At 62.3% G+C, this 18,277-nt stretch carries 13 protein-coding genes; 1 reads left to right on the top strand and 12 read right to left on the bottom strand.

The window, feature by feature from the left end:
* Positions 1–168: 168 nt before the first annotated feature.
* A complete protein-coding gene (locus tag ACKZ62_RS00065; protein WP_095185212.1) occupies positions 169–1,014 on the top strand; it encodes a hypothetical protein in 846 nt (281 codons plus the stop codon).
* A 70-nt stretch (positions 1,015–1,084) separates the two neighbouring features.
* Here ACKZ62_RS00065 and tagQ read toward each other — a convergent pair whose 3' ends face one another.
* From tagQ to tagH, 12 genes are all read right to left on the bottom strand, one after another.
* Positions 1,085–2,011 carry a type VI secretion system-associated lipoprotein TagQ gene (tagQ, locus tag ACKZ62_RS00060; RefSeq protein ID WP_032884422.1) on the bottom strand — a complete coding sequence of 309 codons (927 nt, stop codon included), beginning with the start codon at positions 2,009–2,011 and terminating at the stop codon, positions 1,085–1,087.
* An 84-nt stretch (positions 2,012–2,095) separates the two neighbouring features.
* Positions 2,096–3,808, bottom strand: a complete 1,713-nt coding sequence (locus tag ACKZ62_RS00055; protein ID WP_032884423.1) for a formylglycine-generating enzyme family protein — start codon at positions 3,806–3,808, stop codon at positions 2,096–2,098.
* A complete protein-coding gene (locus ACKZ62_RS00050) occupies positions 3,801–4,985 on the bottom strand; it encodes an ABC transporter permease family protein (protein WP_447096186.1) in 1,185 nt (394 codons plus the stop codon). The genes ACKZ62_RS00055 and ACKZ62_RS00050 overlap by 8 nt, the downstream gene beginning before the upstream one ends.
* Positions 4,985–5,689 carry an ABC transporter ATP-binding protein gene (locus ACKZ62_RS00045; RefSeq protein ID WP_032884425.1) on the bottom strand — a complete coding sequence of 235 codons (705 nt, stop codon included), beginning with the start codon at positions 5,687–5,689 and terminating at the stop codon, positions 4,985–4,987. The genes ACKZ62_RS00050 and ACKZ62_RS00045 overlap by 1 nt, the downstream gene beginning before the upstream one ends.
* Positions 5,689–8,661, bottom strand: a complete 2,973-nt coding sequence (locus ACKZ62_RS00040) for a serine/threonine-protein kinase (RefSeq protein ID WP_447096185.1) — start codon at positions 8,659–8,661, stop codon at positions 5,689–5,691. Before ACKZ62_RS00040 ends, ACKZ62_RS00045 begins: the two co-directional genes overlap by 1 nt.
* Positions 8,658–9,377: a PP2C family protein-serine/threonine phosphatase gene (locus ACKZ62_RS00035; protein WP_032884427.1), complete on the bottom strand. Its 720-nt coding sequence runs from the start codon at positions 9,375–9,377 to the stop codon at positions 8,658–8,660. The genes ACKZ62_RS00040 and ACKZ62_RS00035 overlap by 4 nt, the downstream gene beginning before the upstream one ends.
* The gene (gene tagF, locus ACKZ62_RS00030; protein ID WP_095185215.1) at positions 9,378–10,031 is read right to left on the bottom strand and encodes a type VI secretion system-associated protein TagF; all 654 of its coding nucleotides are present in this window, start codon (positions 10,029–10,031) and stop codon (positions 9,378–9,380) included.
* Positions 10,028–13,528 (bottom strand): type VI secretion system membrane subunit TssM, encoded by a 3,501-nt coding sequence (gene tssM / locus ACKZ62_RS00025; protein ID WP_032884431.1) that lies wholly within the window; start codon positions 13,526–13,528, stop codon positions 10,028–10,030. The genes tagF and tssM overlap by 4 nt, the downstream gene beginning before the upstream one ends.
* On the bottom strand, positions 13,525–14,814 hold the full coding sequence (locus ACKZ62_RS00020; RefSeq protein WP_447096184.1) for a DotU family type VI secretion system protein: 1,290 nt from the start codon (positions 14,812–14,814) through the stop codon (positions 13,525–13,527). Before ACKZ62_RS00020 ends, tssM begins: the two co-directional genes overlap by 4 nt.
* A 6-nt stretch (positions 14,815–14,820) precedes the next feature.
* The gene (gene tssK, locus ACKZ62_RS00015) at positions 14,821–16,155 is read right to left on the bottom strand and encodes a type VI secretion system baseplate subunit TssK (RefSeq protein ID WP_095185217.1); all 1,335 of its coding nucleotides are present in this window, start codon (positions 16,153–16,155) and stop codon (positions 14,821–14,823) included.
* Positions 16,156–16,173: 18 nt separating this feature from the next.
* Positions 16,174–16,683 carry a type VI secretion system lipoprotein TssJ gene (gene tssJ / locus ACKZ62_RS00010; RefSeq protein WP_122681905.1) on the bottom strand — a complete coding sequence of 170 codons (510 nt, stop codon included), beginning with the start codon at positions 16,681–16,683 and terminating at the stop codon, positions 16,174–16,176.
* 57 nt (positions 16,684–16,740) lie between these two features.
* Positions 16,741–18,072: a type VI secretion system-associated FHA domain protein TagH gene (gene tagH, locus ACKZ62_RS00005; protein WP_447096183.1), complete on the bottom strand. Its 1,332-nt coding sequence runs from the start codon at positions 18,070–18,072 to the stop codon at positions 16,741–16,743.
* Positions 18,073–18,277 lie beyond the last annotated feature (205 nt).

Here is an 18,277-nt window from a genome sequence, read left to right as displayed (position 1 = left end):
GCCTCTAAAGTCCGCTCGGCCAATATCGCGTTGATTCCATTCCCGAATACCATGTATTCAAAAAAACTCTAATTACCTGTGAAGGATCACAGTATCCCCTGATCTGCACGCGCACTAGTCTGGCCCAGTACTAAACCTTAGAGAGTCTGTATAAAGGAGCGCGCCAGCATGACAACTAATACAACAACTCGAGCGGGACAAGTAAGGGTCAAAATCACACAGTCCGGTGCTACTCATCAATTTGTCTCACAAATCACCAGGGCTACGGTAAAAGACAACTATATGGTGATTTATGCCAGTCAGAATGCCTTTTCACCCTTTCGTATTTATTCCCTCGACGTGAAAGTCGCCCTGGGTGCCACGCCGGGTACTTATACGCTTGATGGTCAAGCGGGAAACATCGTCGGCCTGATCTATCTTCCGCCGGATACAAACTTGCTGAACTATTACCAAGACATTTCCGGTGAATTCAGACTCAAGGAGAACGCATCGTTGCAGCAGGTCGAGGGTAGCTTTGATTGCACCGTAAAAAGCGTAGGGTCTGGTGGTGAGGAAGCCGAGTTAACCGAGGGTGAGGTCACATTCAGCCAATCACTTGATACAGACACTAAGGGGTATCTGCGCGGCACCGTCGACCCGGATGGCTATACCTTTGACTCAACTATCCTGAGCATGCAGTTTGTAGAGCCTAAAAATCACCCGCACTTTCTCGAAGTGCTCGCGGTGACTGACAAGCACGGCGACAAGCGGGTTTACCTGCACATTCCAAAATCAAAACTAGGGGAAACGTCACTGCCAATTACCAACAACGAAAATGGGGAATCAGCGATTGCGACGTTATTATTTGCGGGCGTACACCGGGCTACCGAAGGAACCGTCACTTACACGTACGATGCCGACTCGCAAAGACTGAGCGGCCAACTGAGCTTCAAGGCTCTCGTTCCCGGCCAACCCACTGTCCAATTTGAAAACGGCAAATTTGATATCGCCGGGCTGACCCCGACGGCCTCATAGATACACAAAAACCGCCAGCCGATCATTCCACTATCGACTGGCGTTAATGCGTCAGGACAACGCGCCGCCCTTAAACGTTAGGGCAAGGCACCGGCGCCCAGTCGGCCAGGTTTGGATCGCGGCAAGTGCCTTCGATCTGCGCTTTACCGGCGCTGGCGACCTTCTTGCTCTCATCTTGCTTGGTCTGGGCAGTCTGGAAGGTTTTTTCGGTGCTCACTGCTTCTGTTGGGACGGTTGGAAGAGGCGGCTTCTTCGGCGGTTTAGTGCCTGTACCTTTCTTCTTGCCCGGTGTCACAACGGGTTTTGAATCGGCCTGGGCCACGGTGACCACGTCGGCACGCTGTACGCCAACCTGCTGCAGGTCTTTCTCATAAGCCTGGGTGTAGTTGTTCAGGTCTTCGCTGGCCTTGCCGTTGACTGCAACGATCAGGTCATTGGACTCCTTCAAGCCCGAGACGATTTCCGCCAGGCGCTTGCGGCCTTCGGTGTCGTTGACGGTCTTGGCCTTACGGTCAGCCACCAGCTTGGTGAACGCGCTCTGATAGCACTGTTGCGACGCTTTGGCATACGCGGTGCTGCGGTCGATGTCGGAGGCGCTTTTGTTTACGTCAGCCGCATACGAAGCAATGCGCTGGTTGTCGTCGGCGATCTGCTTCTGACGCTCGGTGTAGTAACCCGCCGCGCCGCCGGCGAGGGCGCCGCCCGCTGCGCCAATGGCAGCATTACGGCCGCGCTTTTCGGAGTCACCGGTCAGGGCGCCCAGCAGTGCACCGCCGGCCGCGCCGATGGCCGCGCCGGTGACAACCGACTTGGTCATGTTCGAATCGGTGGCGCGCAAGTGCTGCACCGGCTCGTAGCAGTTGGGGTAGTACTCGACCTTGGTGCTGGACGCCACCTTGGAGGCCGGCGATGTGGCGCAGCCTGTCAGCACGGTGCTGAAGCCAGCGGCAATCAGCAACAGGTGACGCTTGGAAACCGCCTTACGGGAAAAAAGCATAGGTTGTGTTCTCTTCTAAGTTTGACTTGCCCAGCGCGGCAACTGCCGCCTGAGTCCCTTCCAAGCTCGCTATACAGCCAACGATCAAGACCGCTGACCGCTCGCTGCGAGCAATTCCTTCAAGATCGTCGCCGGGTCAGCCCGCTGTTGTTTGCGGTAGTTGCCGACATGGCGGACGAACAGTGTCGCGCGCGTCACCAGGCTCTTGCCGAGCACTGGCTTGCGATCCAACTCTTCCTTGATCCTTTGAAACTGCGCCTGGATCACCGCATCGGTGTAGCGCGTGCCCGTCGCCAAGTTATCGATGTAAATCGCGACCGCGCCGTCGAGGGCGCTACGGCCGTTGGCAATGGCCATATCAAACAGCTTCGCGCTGGCCTCATCCTTATTGTCCAGAGACTGTTGGCGGCTCTTCTGCAGGTTGGCCAGGCGGATGTTGTAGTTGCTGATGGTCTCAGCCACCAATGCAGCCGACTGAATCAGGTTGCCCGCCGCTTCTTCGCGTTGCTGGGCGATCAGCGAGACGTTGCGCTTGAGCTCTTCGTTGACCAGCCCCAATTCGGCTTGCAGCTTGGGGTCGACGCTGGCGGCGATGATGCTGTCCAGGCGTTTGGTCGGGTCTTGGGCGTCATCGATGGCGTCGGTCAGCGCGGCCAGGCGCCCTTCCTTTTGCCACTGCGCAAACAACTCCTTGTAACGTGAACGCGGGGCCGACAACGCACCAATCGCCACGCGGAAACCGGTGGTTTCATTGCTTTGCTCGGTGCCGTCGGCGGCGAAAAGCGGGTATTCGCGGCGCATGCCGGTGAACAGCGTGCCCTCGCCTTCCAGGTAGTTGCCGCCCTTGACCACAAAGCCGCCGTAAGTGCCCTGGCGTCGACCGGCATGGACCAATTGGAAAGACTCCTGGACCATTTCCGCCGCGTTGCCGATCACGTCGAACATGCCAATTGGGTTGGGTAATTTGGTGCCAATGGGCATCAGACGCGCCGCCTGGCCAGTACCGCCGGCGACTTGGTTGAACACGGCGTAATCACCCAGAGGGCCATCGCTTTCGCTGCCTTCAGTGCGACGAGGAAACAGACGCCCCTCCAGATCCTGACGGCTCACCGCCTGGCCACCGCGTGCGGCAAACTCCCACTCCACTTCAGTGGGCAAGCGCACAAAGCCAAGGCCGCCGTCTTCCGCCGACGAACCGCGCCCGCTCACCGGTAGCAAGTCGCGGTGGTACTTCATCAGCCAGGCGCTGTACACCGCAGAGAACCGCTCGGCCTCAAACCGCGACAGTTTCACCTTGGGCAAACGCCCGGCCATACCGGTCGGCGCATCGCAGGCCGGCGCCGGCTCGCCACTGGCCAGGGACTGCGCCTGGGCCATCACTTGGGCGTATTGGCGAGCGGTCACTTCGTACTTGCCGATGAAGTACAGCATCGGCTTGAGTGGGGTCTTGGCGTCTGTCTTCGGCATCAACGGCGCGATGACTTTGTTCCAGTCTTTCGGCAAATCCTTGAGGGTGAACTGGCCGTTGATAAAGTCGCGGCGATAGCCGGAAATAAACGACTGCTGGTAACCGGCCTCGCCTTCGGCGAAGGGGTAGCCGAGGCTGATTTCGCGGTCATCCAGCGTGCCTTGGGCCAGTACGTAGGCGTAGCGGAACACCATGTTGCCCTCGCATGGCAGCGGCAGGCTCACGTCATCCGGCAACGGTTTGGGGTTGTCCAGTTTATCGCTTGCTTCATCGGCCCAGGCCATCGAGGCCAGGCTCAGCGCCACGACGGCGCCCAGTAACTTATACATCTCTGATTCCTTCAGAAGCCTGGATACGCGCCACTCGCCAGCCACCACACGCCGCCGCCACGGCGCTGGCGCCGAGGACTGCAACCAGGGCCATGCCGTAATGACGCGCCAGCAGATGACTGGCGTACTCGCCCGGCACCTGCGCAAATAATTTGTTCAACGCTGCTTCGGCCAAGCCATACAGCCCGGCGCTGAGCACGGCCGCAAACCCTGCGCTATACAGCGCCTGCACCACTACAAACAACAACAACCCGCCGGTGGAAAACCCCAACAGGCGCAGCACTGACAATTCCCGTCGCTTGCGCGCCACGGCAGCCAATGCCCCAGCGAAGATCGCCGCAAACGCCCCCGCCAACGCCAGCCCGGCGATGACCCAGAATACGATCGACAGGTTGCGGCTCAACGACTGCACCTGGGCGATGGTGTTCGCCTGGGTCGATACCAACACGTTCTGCCCAGCGAAATACACCCGCAGGGTTTCTACATCAGTGAGATTGCGCGCGTACAGGCGAAACGCCGGGTACACCCGCTGTTCACCCACCGCCACCTCTTCGCCCGTCCATCCCAACGCCGTGACGGCGCGACCATCGCGGTAATCTTCCGCCGCTTCCAGCAGGGCCAGATCGGCGAACAAAGCGTCCCGCGCGAAGGCTTCCAGCGGCAGTACCGCAACCACCTGTACCTTTGTGCGCTGCTCCTCGACACGTCCTGCCACCTGGCGGGCAAAGCGGGTTTCCAATAGATCCCCAGGCCGCGCTGCAAGCTTCTCGGCAGCGGTGTGGCTCAGCACGATCTGGTTAAGGCCATGCGGTAGCACCAGCGCACCCAACAACGGATCACCCGGCGCTGTCGGCAGCATCTCCAACGTCAGCGCGCCCACCTGCGCCGTCGCCGCAATCTGCCGCGTACGCGGTATGGCAAACGCCACATCGGGGCGCTGGGCAAGCTGCTCAATCAATGCGCTGCTGAATCGACCACCGCCCAACGGAATAATTTCACGGGTGGCGGGGTCGGTCTGTAAACGTTCGGTCAAACTGCTAACCAGTCCAAATTTCAGGCCGAATAACACCAGCAACGGCGCGATCACCGCCACCAATGCCAGCACCGAACAGGCCGACAGCCACGCGTCGTTGCGGTAATCCTGCCAGGCCAGGGAAGCGATCAAGGGGATGCGCATCAGCACGCCTCCCCAAGGGTGGCGGTGACGCCACCGTCAGCATCGCGGCGGCAACTGATACGCCTAATCTGCAAGCCACTGGCACGGGCCAGAGGTTCGTCATGGGTGGCGATCACACAGGCGGCGCGGTGCTCATGGGCCTGGGCCAACAGGGCGTGCATCACCCGCTCGGCATTCAACGGATCAAGGGACGCGGTCGGCTCATCCGCCAGCACCAGTTGCGGTGCATGGGCCAGGGCTCGGGCGCAGCTCACGCGCTGGCGCTGGCCCACCGACAGCGCCGAGGGTTTCTTCGCCAACTGGTCACTGATTTCCAACTGCTCGGCCAGGCGCGCCACACTGCCATCGTCTTTCAAGCCCAGCAGTTGCCGGGACAGGGCGATGTTGCCGCGCACATCGAGAAAGCCAAGCAGGCCACCGGTTTGCAGCACGTAGCCCAAGTGCTGGCTGCGCAACTGCGCCAGCCGCGATTGCTGATCCGCACGCCACAGACTGCCAATGTCGATCGCATTAAATTCGAAGTGCCCCACCTGATCCGGCGCCAGGACCAACGCCAGCAAATCCAGCAAGGTGCTCTTGCCGCAACCGCTGGGCCCAACGATCGCCACTTGCTCACCCGCGCGCAGCGCCAGCGCCGGGATCACCAGGCTATAGCGCTGGCTACCGACGCCCCGGCTCTTGTGCACCGCGCTCAGGGTCAGCATTACGGCAGCGTCGACAACGGCACGCGGTACAACGCATCGCCCGGCTCGGCATCGCCGAAACGGACCCAGTTGGCCACGTCGTTATGGAAGGTTTCGTAGAGGCGGATTTTCGAATCCAGCTCGTCGATAAAGTCTTCCTGCTCGGCCACGCTCAATGACAACCACAAGTCCTGGGTCATGTTCAGCGATTTGCTGCGGTACGGCAGGCCTTCCAGGTATTCGCCGAGAATGCCGCCATCGGCCAAGTTGCCGCCCTTGCGCAGGGCTTGCGGGTCGCGGCTCATGTAGGCAGAGGCGCTGGCGATTTCCTGGAAGAAATCCTTGGGTGACGTCTGGGTCTTGCGCGCCGCGTCGACGATCAGTTTCAGCGACTGCTGCAAATCGTTGAGCTGCAACTTGGTCAGCATCACGCACACCTGGAACGCCGGCAGCGCCGGGTTGGTCAGGTCGCGATCGGCAGTCCAGGCGCTAACCAGCTGCGGCGCCTGGCTCGCGGTTTTGCGGCCGAGGAAGTCCATGTGCATGGCGTAACCAACGGCGGCAGATTTATCCGCCAAGGTCGGTGCCGAACTGAGCAGCGGGACCGGTTGCGGCGTGTTGCTGCGCACTTGATGCACCAGGTTGGCGAACACGCTGCCGATCTCGTCGACACGCTCACCCAACTTACGCACATCACCACCGGGCACCGGTGTGTACAAGTCGCCGATCTGCGGGTTGGCGTCGGCGGTGAGGATGCGGTACTGGCTCTCGGCGCCAGCGTGGGTTTTCTTGCCGGCGTCGGTGCGCAGGTGCAGAGCGTAAATCTTGATCTGCTTGCCCAGCGCGGCCTGGCGCACTTCGGCTTCGTTCATCTGGGTGGCGGCGAATGGGTCGTTCTTGCGCAGCGCGCCAGCATCGGTGACCAGCAGAATGATGCGCCCGCCATAACCAGACCAGTCCATGCCGTCCACAGCCTGCATCACCCCGGCAAACGCGTCTTCGTTGAACGAATGGCTGGAAACGCTGGACGCTTTGACTTGCCGCGCCATGTCGAGGAAGCGTTGTGGATCACGCCCCTGGTCGAGGCTGATCAGGGTTTTGGCCACGTATTCCAGGCCAGGGGTTTTCTTGATGCTGCTGCGAAAACCGACCATGCCGAAGCTGACGCTATCGAGTTCGCCGCGTTCGGCGATGCGGGTTTGCAGCTCATGAACCACGTCACGGATCTGGTCGATATACGGCTGCATCGACACGGTGGTATCCACTACCAGCACCACCGCAGTGCGGAAGGCATCGGCATTGGCGTTGATCACCGGCGTGGCGGGCTTGGCCACGGCGCTGCTGCCGGGGTCGATGGAAGCGACATTGAGCAACTGCACCGGCTGACCGTTTTCGTCGAAGCTCTCTTTGGAGTCAAAGATCGGCAACAGGTAAAACTGGTTCTGCGGCACGGCGCTGGCCGTCGGTTCCAGGGCAAGAATTTGCCCGTTGTCTTCGCTGTTTTTCTGCGCTTTGGCCAGCGCGCTCTGGGCGGCGGCCGGGTCGGCGAGCAGCTTTTCCACTTCCCCCGATTGCCGCAGGAACATCACCGGCGCACGGCCCGAGCGCTCGGTGAACTTGAGCACCAGGCTTTGTTTCCAGTCGCTGACTTGCGAGGCCGGCAACCAACCGTCGCTGCGCCCATCGGTGGCGGTGCCGACGCGTACCCACGGTTGCCCCTCAATGTCTTTGCGTTGGTACACGTAAAGCACCGAGAACGCCGGCAGCGCCTTGCCAGCCGCGCTGCCTGCCTCATCCGAAAGCTTCGCGCCCGGCTTGCTGAGGACGCGCTGGAACAGGGTTTTCTTGCCCGCCATCAACAGCGGACGTTGACCGCCATCCGCCTCAACCACTGCCGCTGCAGGTGTTGCTGGGGGTGTTGCTGCGGGGACTACGGCGGCCGATGGTTTGGCCGGTTCATCATCGCCACTCAGCCACCAATAGGAAGCGCCGCCAATCGCCAGGGCAACCGCCACAGCCACTGCTGCCAGCGCCAACACAGGCCCCCGACGCTGCTCGCTGTGCTGCGTCGGCGGCACCACCGGTTGGCGCACTGGCTCGGGTTTGGCTGTCGGAATTTCGATGGACTCCGGCGTGATACCCGCCAGGTCAAAACTCACCGGGATCGGCAGTGGTCGAACCAGCGTGGCTTCCGGCGAATCCGCCGGCAGTTGGTCCAGCGCCAGCAGCAACGCCGCTGCATCCGGGAACCGCTCGGCCGGATCCTTTGCCAACAACTTACGCAACACGCCCTGATAACGACCGTGGTGCACCGGCAATTCCGGCAACGGTTCGGTCAGGTGCGCCAGCGCGGTGGAGAGCGCGTCGGTGCCGCTATACGGCAGCTTGCCGACGAGAATTTCATAGAGCACCACGCCCAACGCATACAGGTCGGCGCGCCCGTCGATCTCCTGGCCCCGCGCCTGTTCCGGGCTCATGTAGCTCGGCGTACCGACGGCGAAACCGGCCTGGGTGAACTGGGTGCGGTCGTCCAGGGACTTGGCGATGCCAAAGTCCGAGAGCACCGCCGTACCGTCAGCGCGGAACAGGATGTTCGCCGGCTTGACGTCCCGGTGTACCAATCCTTGAGCGTGGGCATACCCCAGCGCCGAAGCGATCTGGCGGATCAATGTCACGCCCTGTTCCGGCGTCATACCCGCGGCGATACGCTCCTTGAGCGTACCGTTGGGCAGGAACTCCATGGCCATGTAATACAGCTCACCGACATTGCCGATGTCATGGATGGTCACCGTATGCGGGTGCGACAGGCGCGCCAGGGTCTTGCCCTCGCGCAGAAAGCGCTCGCAGAAGCTCGGGTCGGCTGCCAATGCCGCCGCCATCACCTTCAATGCCACCTTGCGCTCCAGCGAGCGCTGGGTCGCCAGGTACACGCTGGCCATGGCGCCTTCGCCGATCTCGCCTTCGATGTCGTAGCCAGGAATCACAATGTTCATGCCGATACCTTCACAACGATGGCGGTGATGTTGTCCGGCGCGCCGCGATTGAGCCCCAGGTGCACCAGGCTGCGCACGATTTCATCCGGCGCGTCGTGGCTGAGCACTTCGCGAATTTCATGGTCTTCGACGGTCTTGTTCAGGCCATCGCTGCACAGCAGGTAGCTGTCGCCGGGGGCGATCAACAGGTCGACCACCGCCACTTCAAGCTGGGCTTCCACGCCAATGGCGCGAGTGACGATATTGGCGCGCGGATGCACGCGAGCGTCGGCTTCGCTGAGCAGGCCGCTGTCTTGCAGGTCTTGCACGTAGCTGTGGTCGCGGGAAATACCTTCGAGCACGCCATCGCGCAGGCGGTACAGGCGACTGTCACCAGCCCACAGGCATACACCGCGCAAGCCACGCGTGGCGAGTACGACCACGGTGCTGCCCATCATGGTCACGCCACGATTGGCGGTTTCTTCGCGCACGGCGGCGTTGATGCGGATCAGGTCATTGCGCAGGGCCGCGGAGTATTCGTCCAGGGAGCGGCCCAACGGCACACTGCGCAGGCTGTCGACGATCAGGCTGCTGACATAGTCCCCTGCCGCATGCCCGCCCATGCCATCGGCCACCACCCACAGGCGGTTTTCCGGCAGGTCCAGGCACGCGTCTTCGTTAACTTGGCGCACCATGCCCACATGGCTTTTGCTCGCGGATTTGTACGTCGCCCCCATCTACACCACACCTTCTTGTCCGAGCAAAAACTGCGCAAAATCACCGGCGGCAGGCAAGCCCTGACACCGTAATAAACCAGGGGAAATACGTTCCGAGCCTCGGCCCCACCACAGGCTTGCGCCTTCGCAGGCCTGTTCGGCGAGCGCGGTCATGCGCCCATGGGGCACGGTGGCGGACACCCTTTGCAGGCCCGCGAAACGGCTATCGACCGCGCGCGGCTCACTGGCTGGAAAGCCGAGGGTATCGAGGCCATCGTTGAAGCTTTCAAAGGTCGCGCCGGTGTCCAGCGTGCTGAGCAAGAGCTCTTCGGCATGCTCGAACCACGTGTCCGGCCCGCCTACCAGTGAGGCGGGATTGGTGTCGTGATCAAGCAAGGCCACCACCGCCAACGGAAAATAGCGCCCGACCCGATCGATACTCGGCATCACCACACCCGCCGCCGCATCCGGCCCGCACACGCCCGGCGCCAGTACAAAACGCCAAAGCGGACTGACCAGGTAAACGTTGAGCCAATCACCGCCCAGGCTGTTCTGGCTGGCCAGCAAACCCGCGGCCAGCCAACTGTCCCACGGACCGACAAAACTCTGGGGCAAGGCGCGGCTGACAAAATCCCCGCGACTGGCCAACTTGCCGTAGAAACCCAGTGTCGTCATAGCCGCTCCGGCAGGCTGAAGCCACTGAGCACGCGGCTCTTGAACGGGTTGAAAGCACTGTTGGCGCGCAACTCGTAGGCGATGCTCGCGCCGTCGACCCGCAGCCGCAGGTTGAAGCGGTCCGGCGAGTTGCCAGCGGTGAGGTCCGATTGCTCCAACAGGCGGAACCACGCCCATGGGCCGTCAAGTGTTACGCCCGAACGGCCGCTGGCCGATGGCGGCATGATGGAAATGCGCACCACGCCAATGCTGCCAGGGTTCGGCCATTGCATCGCCACCGGGCGGCTTGGACCGTGGTCGTAGCTCAGTTGCTGGCCGTCGAGATCGAGCAGGAACTGGGTGATGGTCGGGTCCATCGACACCGGTTTGAGTTCGAAACGGACGATGGGCTGCGTGCCCCCGGAGCGGAAAAACGCATCGCGGATTGTCGCGGCGCGCTGGAAGGTTTGCAGCACACCCGGCGAGATCCCCAGCTTCTGCGCCGCGCCCGGCTGCCAGCGCCAAGTCTGCGCAGACGTGTCCACATACGGCTGCAGGTATTTGCGGAAGTAGTTATCCATCACCCCGCCCACACCAAAGAACTGCCCGAAGTCATCCAGCGTGGCGTCCCGCGCACTGCCCGGCGACATCGGATAACGCCCCGCCAGGGACTGGCGATACACGTTGACCACTTCGCTGACCCATGCCGCGTTTAGTTGGTTACGCACCCCGCCCATCATGCTGTTGGTGGTGGAGTTGACCACCGACTTGACCATGCCCTGCACCAACGGCGGCTGGCGTTCGGCGTTCAGGCTGACCCGCGTGGCAGCAGCCGCCGCCTGGTTCTTCGCCTCACCGAGCAACGCGTCGCCACTGGCACCGACCATGGCGCTGACCTGCACATACAGCGCGTTCATGTCCGACAACAAGCCATCAATAGCGGCTGGCTCGCCTTCATTTTTACTGACGATGCTGTTGAGTTCGGCAAAGTGCGCGGTGACTGGATCATCCGCTGCCGCCGGCGCATTGGCCGTCGGTTGCTCCTGGCCGAGCAGGCTGCCGAGGCGCTCCTTGAGCTTGTCGACGCCGCCTTCCACCGGCACGCCTTTGGCGGCCAATTGGCGTTCTTCAGTTTGCAGATCGGTTTCCTTGGCCACCGCCACCAGCAGCTTTTTCAGCGGTGAAGTCGGCCCGGAAATTACCCGCAGGACATCGGCCGCCTGGGCCACGCTGGTGATCGGCACAAAGTCGATGTCGGCGAGCAAGGCATCCCACTGGCGCTGGTAGTCCTGGAAGTACAGGCGACGCACATCGGCGGCGAGGCTGACCACGTTCTGCTGATCGGCCTGCTCGCGGCCCAACACCCACTGCTCTTCAGCCAAGGTGCCGGTCTGGTTCAGGCTGCTCAGCAGGAATGCCTGGCGATAGCCCTTGGCGGTGAAAAAACCACTCAACGGCTCGCCCAACGGCTTGCCGCTTTTACGGCTGAACACCAGCGCGGCATCGCGGCCGGCGGCTTCGTTGATACGGAAGTCCGGGATGCCTTCAGGCAGTTTCTGGCGTTTGACCCGGTCGTAGACGCGCTGGGCCACCGGCAGCTGTTGCAACTGGCGACGCAGGTCATCAATCAAGCGCGGATCGAGGCGTGCGCTCGGAGGGTGACGATCAAACAGCGCCTGCAAGTGCCCGGTCAGCGCCTGGCGCTGATCGGCCGGCAGGTCGCGCGGCAGGTTGCGGTCCCAATCGAGGGCGATCCAGGCCTTGATGAAGTCCGGGTCGTAATGCTCGCTGTCGGCGAGCATCAGGTAGGCCTTGAGGCCTTCGTAGAGGAAATCGGAATTGCCACCGCCGTGCAGCTGCTCCTCGATGCGCGTCACCAAGCGTGGCGCGAAGACCGCGATCAACAACTTGCGGTACACGCTGGCGGATTCGGCTTCGAGCATGTCGCCCTGATACAAGCCAAGACCTTCGGACCAGCTCGGCGAGTCGCCCGCGAGGTTCTTCACCGCGTTGAGCAACGGCAGTACGGCGAGGACTTCACGCTGCGCCGGGCTTAGGTTCTGCACGGTCTGGCCCAACGGCGCGACCTTTTGGTCGACCTGGGCGATATACGCCTGGTTGGCGCGATAACTCACCCACCACAGGCCGCTGACCACCACCACCAACGCCACGGTGGCCGCTAGCACGCCGCGCGCAATCCACTTGCGCCGCCGCTCGACCTTCGGGTTCACCCCCACCAAGCCACGCTCGGCAAACGCCACCGCGGTGAAGAGTTTTTCGATGAAGTAACTGCGCCCGGTGCCGCTCTGCCGTGCCAGGTGCTGGCGGTCCAGGTTCATGCTCTGGGCCATGGCGCCGATCAGTCGGTCAATCGGGCTGCCTTCTTGGGTACCGCTGGTGAAATACACACCGCGCAGCAACACGCGCTCTTCAAAGGCGTTGGGTTTGAACACGCCTTCGAGGAAGCTTTGCAGGCAATCCTTCAACGCGCCGAACTGCTGCGGGAAGCCGTAGATCAGGTCGCGCCGCGCCGGGTCGCGCTCCTGTTGCAGACGCTCAACCAAACGCTCATTGAGGCGTTGCTCCAGACCCGCGAATTCGCTTTGCAGATGGGCCAGAGGGCTGGCGCTGTTTTTACCGTCGTCCAGGGCAAAGGTCATGCCCCACACCTGGGCGCGCTCTTCCTTGCTCAGGTTGTCGAAGTACTCCATGAAACCCGGCACCAGGTCGAGCTTGGTCAGCATCAGGTAGATCGGGAAACGCACGCCCAATTGGGTGTACAGCTCCTGGATGCGCAGGCGAATCGCGGCCGCATGGGCAGCGCGCTCGGCATCAGTGCCGAGCAGCAAATCCGAGAGGCTGATGGCGATAAACGCGCCGTCGATGGGGCGGCGTGAACGCTGCTTTTTCAGCAGGTCAAGGAAGCCCAGCCACGCGGCTTTATCCACCGTGGAGTTGCTGTCCTGAGTGGTGTAGCGGCCAGCGGTGTCGAGCAATACTGCTTGATCGGTGAACCACCAATCGCAGTTGCGCGTACCGCCGACGCCACGCACCGCACCGGCGCCCAACTGCGCAGCCAACGGGAAGTGCAAACCGGAATTGACCAGCGCGGTGGTCTTGCCCGAACCCGGCGGGCCGATGATCACGTACCACGGCAGCTCATAGAGATTGCGGCGCTCGTCACCGCCGAGCTTGGCTTTTTTCAGCAGCGCCAGGGCTTCGTCCATGCGCTGGCGCAGGGTGGTGAGCTCTTCGGCAGTGGCCACGCTGTTGGGGTCGGCCGGGGTTTCGGCAGCCAGGCTGCGCATCACTTCGGCCGCTTGGCGCCGCGCCTGGATGATGCGGAACACGCGGTAGGCGATCCACACCGCGAACACCAGGATAATCAGCGCCCAACGGCGCCCTTCCGGCATCAGCACGTCGAGCAACGGCCCGACAAACCAGATGATCAGGCTCAAGGCAATCAGGCCAAGCAGCGGGATCACCCAGCGAATCATAAAACTGAAAAACGCCTTCACTCGACGCCCTCCGCCAATACGGTGATTTCAACCCGACGATTGCGGGCGCGGCCTTCGGCTGTGCTGTTGGTGGCCAACGGCTCGGTGTCGCTTCTGCCCTCGGCACTGAAGCGATCCGCTTGGCCAGTCTTGGCCGCGAGGATTTCCAGCACCGACTTGGCCCGTGCTTCGGACAGCGCCCAGTTGGACGGGAAGCGCAGCGTGGCAATCGGACGATTGTCGCTGTGGCCGGTCACGCGCACCTGGCCCTTCACTTTGCGAATGGCATCGGCGATGCGCAGCATCAGCGGCTGGTAGTCATCGACAATGCTGGAGCTGGCCGATGCGAACAGTTCATCGCCACGAATGGTGACCACGGAACGGTCGACTTTATCTTCAACGGCAACGCGACCGGCCTTGATGTCTTCAGCCAGGAACCCCGCCAAACGCGGCCGCTCGATGACTTTAGGCTGCGCCACCGGACGGTCGATGGCCTGCACCGGGATCTCGCCAAGGGCATGGATATTCTTGAACACCGGCTCCGCCTGCGACGCCAGGAGCATGCGCAAGGTGAACAGCAACGCCAACAACAGCGCCACGCCAATGGCTACGGCGATCCACGGCGGCATAAATTGCGCCAGGCGATCACGGGCCACGGTCACCCCACGCCAGTGCGGCGACAGCTCGCGCTCATGCTCGCCACGAGCACTGCGAATCGCCGCAGCGGTGCGCTCGCGCAGGGCTTCCAACTGGCTGCGACCGTCGTTCATCACGCGGTAGCGGCCTTCGAAACCCAGGCACATGCACAGGTACAACAGCTCCAGCAGGTACAGACGTTCCCGTGGGCTTTGCAGGCAGTGGTCGAGCAACTGGAAGACTTTTTCGCCGCCCCAGGCTTCGTTGTGCACAGTGATCAGCAGGCTTTGCTTACCCCAATCGCTGGTGCTGCCCCATGGCGTGCTCAATACGGCTTCATCAAGGGCGGTACACAGCGCATAACGGGCCAGCAGCACTTCGTTGCGCGCCACGCCGGCGGCTTCGGCGCGCTCTTCGAACTGACGCAGGTAGGCCAGCAACTGCGCACGCAGGCTAGCTGGCGCGGGGTGGGCGATGGTGTTGCGCAGGCGCGTCAGCAAAGCCAGCAGCGGGCCGGCGGCGCTTTCCAGCGAGTTGAGGCCCTGGCTTTTGCCGGTGAGCATCGGTGCTGCCGGCATCGACAGCGGAGCCGGCTCTGCGCGCACAGGTTCAGGCGCGCGGCCACCTGGGCGGGGCATGAACTGGGTGCGGTCGTCATCATTGGGATGCATCGCGGATTATCCTCGGATCGCCCAGAAGGCCAAGTTCAAGCCCGGGAACTGCCCGGCGATATGGAAGGCAAAGCCGCCGGAGTTGCTTAGTTGCTGCCAATGCTCACTGCCCCGGTCCAGCTCGTAATAAGTGCTGCCCGCGTGGTACGGCAGTTGGCGCGGCGCCACCGGCAACGGCACCAGGCCAATGCCCGGCAGTTGCAGGTTGACCATGTCGCGGATGTGCTCCACCGCGCCGACCTTGCTCTGCTGGCCGAAGCGGCCGCGCAGGGTTTCGCCAGGCACATCGGCACGCACCACCAGGATGAAACTGGCGTTGTCGAGCAGGGTTTTGTCGGCGAGCATCGCCACGTGGATGCCGTAGGCTTTCTCGACAATCGGGATCGGTGTGGCTTTGCTATCGATCAACATCGACAGCGCTTCACGCAGAGCCGCCATCACCGGGGCGTAGCTCAGGGCCAAGTCATCGTGCTGGTACTGCGGGTATTCCTGGGGACGACGACCCGAGGTGGAAAAGGTCGAGAACTCACCGGCCAGGCTCACCAGTTCGCTGAAGAAGCGCTCCGGATGCAGTGGGCTCAACTGGCTGAAATGCTGGATAAGCGGCTGGGCGCGGTTGACCAATTGCAGCAGCATGAAGTCAGCAATCTCCGACGCACCACCGGCGCCCGAGGCGACCACGCGGCCGGCCAGGGCTTCGCCGCGCTGGTGCAACAGGCCCAGCAGTTCGCTGCGAAACGCGGTCAGCGGCTTGCTCGCGGCCACGTCCAGTACCGGAGGGATGTAGGTGTCGTCGAGCACCAGGGCGCGGTCTGCACGTTTTTCCTTGATACGCACCAGGCCGATGGCGGCGTAATCGCTGATGCCATCCTGGGCAGTGAGCAGGCGCAGGGCACGGGAACCCACGGCCACGGGCGCGCGGTTTTCAAACGGGGCGTTGTCGTCGCGCACTTCGCGCACCTGGCTCACGTAACGTGCGGCTTCCAGCGCTTCACCTTCGTCAACCGTGTCCCGCGCACCCGCGCGTTTGAGCGGCAAGGCCAGGTAGACCAGGCCATCGCGCAAGTTGTCGTCGATGTTCAGCGGGCTTGGTGCCAGGTCGTCCTGGGGGATATTGAACGGCGTGCCGTCGGGCAAAAGGCCACGCGCCGAGACGATGGCCAGCTTGCCCTGGGCCAGCAGGCCCTGGTCGATCAGCAACTCGGAAAAGCCCCAGGCACCAGCGGCCAACGGGCGGCTGCGGGCGTCGATCAGGTTTTCCAGGTAACGGTCATGCTGCTGAAAGTGCTGCGTTCCGATGAACATGCCTTCCGACCAGACCACGCGATTGTTCCAGGACATGGGGGCTCCGATTGCTTGTTATTGGGCAGGGCTGGATGGGGAAACCACGACGTCGGCGCGCACGGCACGCACATCGAGGCTGATCTGGTATTCGGTGTACTGGCGCGCCGGCACGTTGATCACCGTGCGCCATTGCGCGCGGTCCAACTCGCGGTAACCCACCAGCAAGCCGATCTGGCGCGTGGACGGGTCGAGATCGCGCTGGATACTCAGTTGTTGGCCGGGCTGGACCATCACTTCGTCTTGGTCCAGCAGGTCCAGGCCGAGGGTAGATTGGGCGCGGTCCGCCAGGGCGAAGTAGTCGGAGCGGCCGAAGGTGGCGGCGTTTTTCAGCTCGAAAATGCGCACCCGAACCGGCGCGGCCTGGCCGTTGGGGCCGGGGTTAAGCCCGGAAATCGCGTGGAAGTGCAACTCGACCGCAGCGGTATCCGCTTGCTCCTCGGCCGCCGCTTCGGGTTTGACGGCGTCATTGGCACACGCCGTCAGCAGCAGCGCGGTGGCGACTGCGAGTAAAAACCTGGGAATCATCCTGCGTCCTCAATGACGTACTTAGCTATCCGTTGATCCATTGTTGCGGCGCGGCGATTAGCGACGCTGTCGTGCGCTGTGTTCTTCGTAGGCTCGGCTGAATTCGCGGCCGAACAGGTCCTGGAAGTCTTCCTGGGCCTCGCGGGAAATATTGCTGTAGAGCTCGGTGAACTGCTGCCAGTACTGGGCCTGGCGCGAGCCGTTGAAAATGCTCGACAGCCCGCCGGGCTTGCCCATGCGTTCCTCCAGCTGAGCCGGTTCGAAGCGCGTGAGCAGGTGTTTGATTGCGGCTTCCACCCCGGCCATCACGGCCAACTGATGGGCACGCAAGTCGTCGAAACTGTCCCGCACGGCAAGGTCCGGCGCCATAAACGCTTGGTTTCCATGACGAAGCAAAAGCAGTAACGCTTCCTCGGCATTCGGGGCAAATTTCAACGGATTGTTTTCAGCAGGCTGGATCATCGTCTGCTGCATGCGGAATTCGCCCTTGAGGCTGGCGCGTGCGCGCAACACATCGATCAAGCCTTCGACCATCAGCCGGTAGCTGCGGCCGATGCTTTCCATCTGGGCTTCTGCTTGGGCGTTGTCCAGACGCAACTGGTCGAGGCCAGCGCCGCGCAGGAAGGCTTGCAAGAGGTCGGGTTGTTGGCTGTCGGCCACGGGGAGCATAGGCTCGACCACGGGTGGCGGCGGGATGATCGGCGCGTTTGGAGGTGGGGGTGGCGGCGCGCTGACCAACGGCGCTGGCGCGTCGCCGAACAAGTCCCAGTCTTCAGGAATCACCGAGCCCGACACTGGGGGCGCTTCGACCACCGGTACAGCCACAGGTGTCGGCGGACGGAAGTCGTGTTGTTCGCAGGGCACGTGGTCCGGCACGGTCGGCGGCGGCACGGCGGTGGGGCTGAGGAAGTCGAACAGGTCCGGCAGGGTGTCCATCGACGAGGCACCCTGAAACTGCGGCGCGATCACAGGGGTCGCCACCGGAGCGTTCACCACGGCCCCCATCAGCGCTTCAAAGCTGTTCGGCGATTCACCGGCAAACGGCTGGCTATCGGCGACCTGAACGTTGAAGTCGATACGCGCTTGAATCTCGTAATCGCCGATGCGGATCAGCTCGCCATTTTGGAGCAGCTCGCTATTACCCCGGCGCATGCGAACACCGGCGTTAACCAACTCCACACCGTTTGTGCTGTTATCGGTTAAATAATAACGGCCATCTTTGTATTGAATTACGCAATGTTGTGAAGACACCAGCCGCTCAGGATCAGGCAATACCCAGTCATTATCCGAACTGCGGCCGATCGCCATCGAGCCCTGGTTCATGGACTTTTCGGCGCACTGCCCTGGGGTAATCTTGTGATAACTAGTGATAGTCAAACACAGCGACATCTTGCCTCCTTGCTGATACTTCGCGCGCGAGCGATTCACGGGACAGAGAATCCCGCGAGTTCCCCATCAGATCGTGCCTCCGACCGTCTACAACCGGCCGATGCCAGCATGATCGCTGATCTTAACTGGGCTCTATGACAAAAATCCTGTCCCGGTGCGCCGTTCGACCCACCAGTCGCGCAGGTTGTTAAGCACCGCACATCTG

It is taken from the genome of Pseudomonas sivasensis, assembly GCF_052938085.1.
The sequence above is the reverse complement of the archived record's forward strand: the minus strand, read 5'-3'. Positions and strand labels throughout refer to the sequence as shown.